This is a genomic window from uncultured Methanofollis sp., from assembly GCF_937919355.1.
Lineage (GTDB): Archaea > Halobacteriota > Methanomicrobia > Methanomicrobiales > Methanofollaceae > Methanofollis.
Genome location: NZ_CALFSA010000128.1, coordinates 1 through 5,243, shown reverse-complemented (window position 1 = coordinate 5,243; position 5,243 = coordinate 1). Strand labels below are relative to the sequence as shown.

The following is a 5,243-nucleotide window of genomic DNA, read 5'->3' as shown; positions in this document are numbered from 1 at the left end:
CGCGGTTCGTCGTCATCTCGACAGAGCCCTATCAGGGACCGGGTGCCGGGAAGTGTTCCGTCCTCCTCGACCCGAAGGCCGACCGTGCCGGCCTCCTCGCCGACCTGCTTGCGGTCTTTGCACGGTTGGGGATCAACCTGACACGGATCGAGTCCAGGCCCGCAAAGAGGGGGATGGGGCGGTACGTCTTCTTCATCGACGGCGAGTACTGCCCTGTATGGGCCGGGGCCGTTGCCGAACTCTCATCCCTTGCGGTCGTGAAGGATTTCGGGTGCTACCCGCGGCTGGAGGCGGCAGGATGGAGGTGACCCTCTCCCGCCGCCGGGGCGTCGACGTCACCGTCACGGCCCCGCCCTCGAAGAGCCTCACCCACCGCGCCCTTGTCACCGCCGCCCTTGCGGAGGGAGAGTCCCGCATCGTCGGCCCTGTCAGGTCCGGGGACACCACCAGGACGCGTGATGGCCTCGCCGCCCTCGGCATACGGACCTTCGACGAAGGTGACAGCGTCCTCGTCCGCGGCTGTGCAGGCGTCCTCCCCCTTTCTGGTTCGGCCACGGTTGACGCCGGCGACTCGGGGACGACTCTCCGTTTCCTCGCCGGCATCGCCACACTCTCTCCCCGGCCAGTCACTCTCACCGGGAGTCTGCGTATGCAGGAGAGGCCGGTCGGTCCCCTCGGCGACGCCATCGCCGCCCTCGGCGGCAGGGTCGCCTACGAAAAGAGGGCGGGCTTTCCGCCCCTGACGGTCGCGGGGCCCGTGCGGGGCGGCGCCGCCGCGATGCGGGGCGACGTCTCCAGTCAGTTCGTCTCGGCCCTCCTCATCGCCGCCCCCTGCTATGTGGAGGGCCTCGACCTCTCACTCACCACCCCGCCGGTCTCGGCGTCGTACCTCGACCTCACGGCCGCGGTGATGGAGGCCTTCGGCGTCCCCGTGGAGAGGGAGGGAGAGGGCCGTTTCATCGTCCGGCCCGCCCGGTACAGGGGCCGTCCCTATTCAGTCGAGGGCGACTGGTCCTCGGCCTCGTACTTCTTTGCCGTCGCCGCCGTCTGCGGTGGGCGGGCGGCGGTGAGAAACCTCGACCTCTCCTCCCTCCAGGGCGACCGCCTCTTCCTCGACGCCCTTGAGAGGATGGGCTGCCGGGTCAGTGCTGACGGAGACGCCGTCGTCCTTGAGTCGGACGGCGACCTCGACGGGACCACGATCGACATGGCCGCCTCGCCCGACACCGTCCAGACCCTTGCGGCGGTGGCGGCCTTTGCACGCGGGCCGACGACGATCACCGGCATCGCCCATCTCAGGTACAAGGAGAGCGACCGGGTCGCTGCGGTCGTGCGGGTGTTGCGGGGCCTCGGCGGCCGTGTGGCCGTCACGGAGGACGCCCTGATCATCACCCCCTCTCCCCTCCGGGGCGGTGTCGTGGACCCGGTGAACGACCACAGGACGGCGATGAGCGCGGCCGTGATCGGCCTTGGCGCCGGGGATGTGAAGATCCTCCATGCAGAATGCGTGGACAAGTCCTTTCCCGGTTTCTGGGATTCTCTGAAGGAGGCGGGTCTGCTGTGAAGGTCGTCCTGATAGGCTACCGGGGCACGGGCAAGACGACGGTCGGAAAGATGATCGCCCGACGACTCTCTCTCCCCTTCCTTGACACCGACGCCCTCATCGAGGAGAGGGCCGGGATGCCGGTCCCCGCCATCTTCGCCTCTGCCGGGGAGGCGACCTTCCGCTCCCTGGAGAGGGAGGTGATCGCCGGCCTTGCCGATTTCCGCGGTGTCATAGCCACGGGCGGCGGTGCCGTCCTCGACCCGGAGAATGTCCGCGTCCTCCGGAAGGGAGGGACCGTCGTCCTCCTTGAGGCGAGTGCCGGGGAGGTCATCACGAGGACCGCAGGTTCTGACCGCCCGCCCCTCACCGGCCTTCCCCCTGAGGATGAAGTGCGGGCCCTCCTCCACAGGCGGCGGCCCTTCTACCTCGCGGCCGCGGACATCTGTGTCCGGACAGGAGGCCGCAGGCCCGACATGGTCGCAGACGATGTGGTATCCCGCCTTTCCGGGAGGCGTGACCCTGTCTCCCTCCCTGCAGGTTTCGCCCTCCCGCCCGGCGAGGCGGAGCGTCTCGACGCCCCCGACCCGGCAACCGGCCTCTACGGGATCGCCGGGCACCCTGCCCTGCACAGCAGGAGTCCCCTCCTCTACAATGCCCTCTTTGCGAGGTACGGCATGGACGCCTCGTACACTTTCTTCGACCACCCCGACTTCGCGGCGGTCCTCGGTGCCGCCCGCTCCCTCGGCGTCCGCGGCCTCTCCGTCACCATCCCCTACAAGGAGGCGGCCCTTGCTGCCGCGGACGAGGCCGACAGGCACGCGGCGGCGATCGGCGCCGCCAACACCCTCGTGCTCTGCGGCGACCATGTCAGGGCCTCGAACACCGACTGGGTCGGCGTGCGCCGCCCCCTCGAAGGGGTCGCGGCGGAGAGGGCCGTCGTCCTCGGTGCCGGGGGTGCGGCCGCGGCGGCGGTCTATGCCCTCCAGAGCCTGGGGTACCGGGTGACCGTCCTTGCCCGCGACGCCGGGAAGGCAGAGATCCTTGCCGCACGTTTCGGGTGCGAGGCCGGATCGCTTAGTGACTTCGGGAGTGTCCGTCCGGAGGTCGTCGTCCACGCCACGCCTGTCGGCATGGCCGGCGACCCCCACTCCCTCCTCGCGCCTGAAGACCTCGGGCCCGGCATGACTGTCTTCGACCTCGTCTATACCCCGAAGGAGACCCCCCTCCTCAGGACGGCGACGGCCCGCGGCTGTCGCACCATCCCGGGGACCGAGATGTTTGTGTATCAGGCCTGCGAACAGTTCCTCCATATGACCGGGATCAGGGTGGATGACAGGACCGTGCGGGAGGTGCTCGGGGAATGAACACCTTCGGACAGTTCTTCAGGGTGACGACCTTCGGGGAGAGCCACGGCCCCGCGATTGGCGCCGTCATCGACGGCGTCCCGCCGGGCCTCCCCCTCTCCGCGGGGGACATTCAGCCGATGCTCGACCGCCGCCGCCCCGGAGGTCCCCTTGCCTCGCCGCGGAAGGAGACCGACGACGTCGAGGTCCTCTCCGGCGTCTTCGAGGGGAAGACCACCGGCACGCCCATCGCCCTGCTGATCAGGAACAGGGACGTCCAAAGCGGCGACTACGACGCCCTCCGCGACGTCTTCCGTCCCGGCCACGCCGACTACACGTACCTGCAGAAGTACGGCCTCCGTGACCACCGGGGCGGTGGCCGGAGTTCTGGACGGGAGACGGCGGCACGGGTCGCGGCCGGGGCTGTGGCGGTTGCTGTCCTGAAGACGCACGGGATCGCGGTCGCCGGGTCTGTCCGCGAGGTGCACGGGAAGACAGACCCCGCGGAGATGGAGGCCGAGGTGCGTGCGGCGCAGGCCCGCGGCGACTCTGTCGGCGGGGTCGTCGAGGTTCGGGCCTCGGGGGTCCCGCCCGGCCTCGGGAGTCCGGTCTTCGGCAAACTCGACGCCGCCATCGCCGGGGCATTGATGGGGATCGGGGCGGTGAAGGGTGTCGAGATAGGCGAGGGTTTTGCCGCCGCACGCCTCTATGGCTCGGAGAACAACGACGCCATGGGCACCTCGGGCTTCCTCTCCAACCATGCCGGCGGCGTCCTCGGCGGTATCTCGACAGGGCAGGAGGTCGTCGTCCGCCTGGCGGTGAAGCCGACGCCCTCCATCGCCCTCCCCCAGAGGACCGTGGACATCCGCGGGGAGGAGAGGGAGATCGCCATCGCCGGTCGGCACGACCCCTGCATCGCCTTCCGTCTTGTCCCGGTGGCGGAGGCGATGCTCGCCCTCGTCCTCGTCGACGCGGTGCTGGAGCAGGGGATGTATGGCGGGCAGGCCCAGGATTAATCTTTTTTTTGACCGTCTCATCTCGCTCCACCCCCGGATTGATATTTTGCCGGGTGGAGTCGCCTGTTATTCGGCCAGACGCTCAGGGAATTTTCTAATTGGTCCTAAATTATGCAGGCAAATCTCAATATCAGAGCGTATAGCCATGCTATGATTAAAAATGTTTAATCAGCATATCTGCGATATGCTATTAATGGAGTCTGTGGTATGACCCGTCAGAATCTTCTCGTCGGATTGGTCGTCGGCGTTCTCGCCCTGATCATCATTGCAGCAGCGCTTGTGATCCTATTCCCATCCGGTGAGACGAAATCGGCATCCGGGGAGACGGGACCTGCGTCCGTGGCACTCTCGCAGGACGACATGAAGGCCCTTGCAGTGGATATTGCGGCCCGGATCGACGGCGACGCCATGGCGGCGCTTCAGCCGGGAGATGAAAACACGACGGCGTTCATCGCCCTCCGCGACCAGCTCAATGCTGTCCGGGCGTCCAATCCCAACGTCGTCTACATCGGTACGATGCGGAAAACCGCGAATGCCACCGAGTACGTCGTGGATGCAAACTATGGCAGCAGCAGTTACGCGGCCGCGATCGGCGAGGTGTACGTCCCGACGGAGAATGACACGGTGTTTCTCGCCGGCTTTGTGGAACCCTCCGCTGAAACGTACACCAGCACCTCCGGGTACGCTCCTGTCAAGAACTCCAGCGGTACTGTCGTCGGGCTGGTGGGTATCGACACATGGAGCACGGTCGCGCCGGCCGACATGAAGGCCCTTGCCGCGGATACTGCGGCCCGGATCGACGGCGACGCCATGGCGGCGCTTCAGCCGGGAGATGAAAACACGACGGCGTTCATCGCCATCCGCGACCAGCTCAATGCCGTCCGGGCGTCCAACAACAACATCACCTACGCCTATACAATGCGGAAAGCAGGGGATGCCGTCGAGTATGTCGTGGATGCAGAATACGGCAGCAGCAAGTATGCGGCTGCGATCGGCGATCAGTACACCATGAGTGCGGCGGATACCGTCATCCTCACCGGCTTTGTGAAGCCCTGCGCCGGGACGTACACCGACACCGTTGCGTACGCACCCATCAAAAACTCCAGCGGCGCCTTCGTCGGCCTGGTGGGCGTCGATGCGATGGTCCCCGCCATGCAGGACGTTTGAAGGCCATTGCGGGGGTGAGTACAGCCGGGAGATGAAAATTCCCCGGCATCCTCACCCGCCTCCCTTCCTTCTTTCCTCAAAAAACATTCACCTGTACGCAAGTAACTCCTGCACCCGCCTCAGTTCCCTGATGTCGTACTGCCCCTCGGCCGTCGGGGTGCCGATGTGGCA

Annotated in this window: 5 protein-coding genes; all 5 read left to right on the top strand. The window is 66.8% G+C overall.

The window, feature by feature from the left end:
* Positions 1-308 (top strand): ACT domain-containing protein (locus Q0520_RS06045; protein WP_298667622.1); only part of this gene is annotated, 308 nt, incomplete at its 5' end.
* Positions 299-1,564: a 3-phosphoshikimate 1-carboxyvinyltransferase gene (gene aroA / locus Q0520_RS06040; protein WP_298667620.1), complete on the top strand. Its 1,266-nt coding sequence runs from the start codon at positions 299-301 to the stop codon at positions 1,562-1,564. The genes Q0520_RS06045 and aroA, both read left to right, overlap by 10 nt.
* Entirely contained in the window at positions 1,561-2,910 is a 1,350-nt protein-coding gene (locus tag Q0520_RS06035; protein ID WP_298667618.1) for a shikimate kinase, read from the top strand. Before aroA ends, Q0520_RS06035 begins: the two co-directional genes overlap by 4 nt.
* The gene (locus tag Q0520_RS06030; RefSeq protein ID WP_298667616.1) at positions 2,907-3,905 is read left to right on the top strand and encodes a chorismate synthase; all 999 of its coding nucleotides are present in this window, start codon (positions 2,907-2,909) and stop codon (positions 3,903-3,905) included. Before Q0520_RS06035 ends, Q0520_RS06030 begins: the two co-directional genes overlap by 4 nt.
* A gap of 207 nt (positions 3,906-4,112) precedes the next feature.
* Entirely contained in the window at positions 4,113-5,072 is a 960-nt protein-coding gene (locus Q0520_RS06025) for a hypothetical protein (RefSeq protein WP_298667615.1), read from the top strand.
* The last annotated feature ends 171 nt before the right edge of the window (positions 5,073-5,243 follow it).

Coding starts and splice junctions, on each gene's coding strand:
- Q0520_RS06025 (WP_298667615.1), top strand. CDS start 4,113: ATGACCCGTCAGAATCTTCTCGTCGGATTGGTCGTCGGCGTTCTCGCC.
- Q0520_RS06030 (WP_298667616.1), top strand. CDS start 2,907: ATGAACACCTTCGGACAGTTCTTCAGGGTGACGACCTTCGGGGAGAGC.
- aroA (WP_298667620.1), top strand. CDS start 299: ATGGAGGTGACCCTCTCCCGCCGCCGGGGCGTCGACGTCACCGTCACG.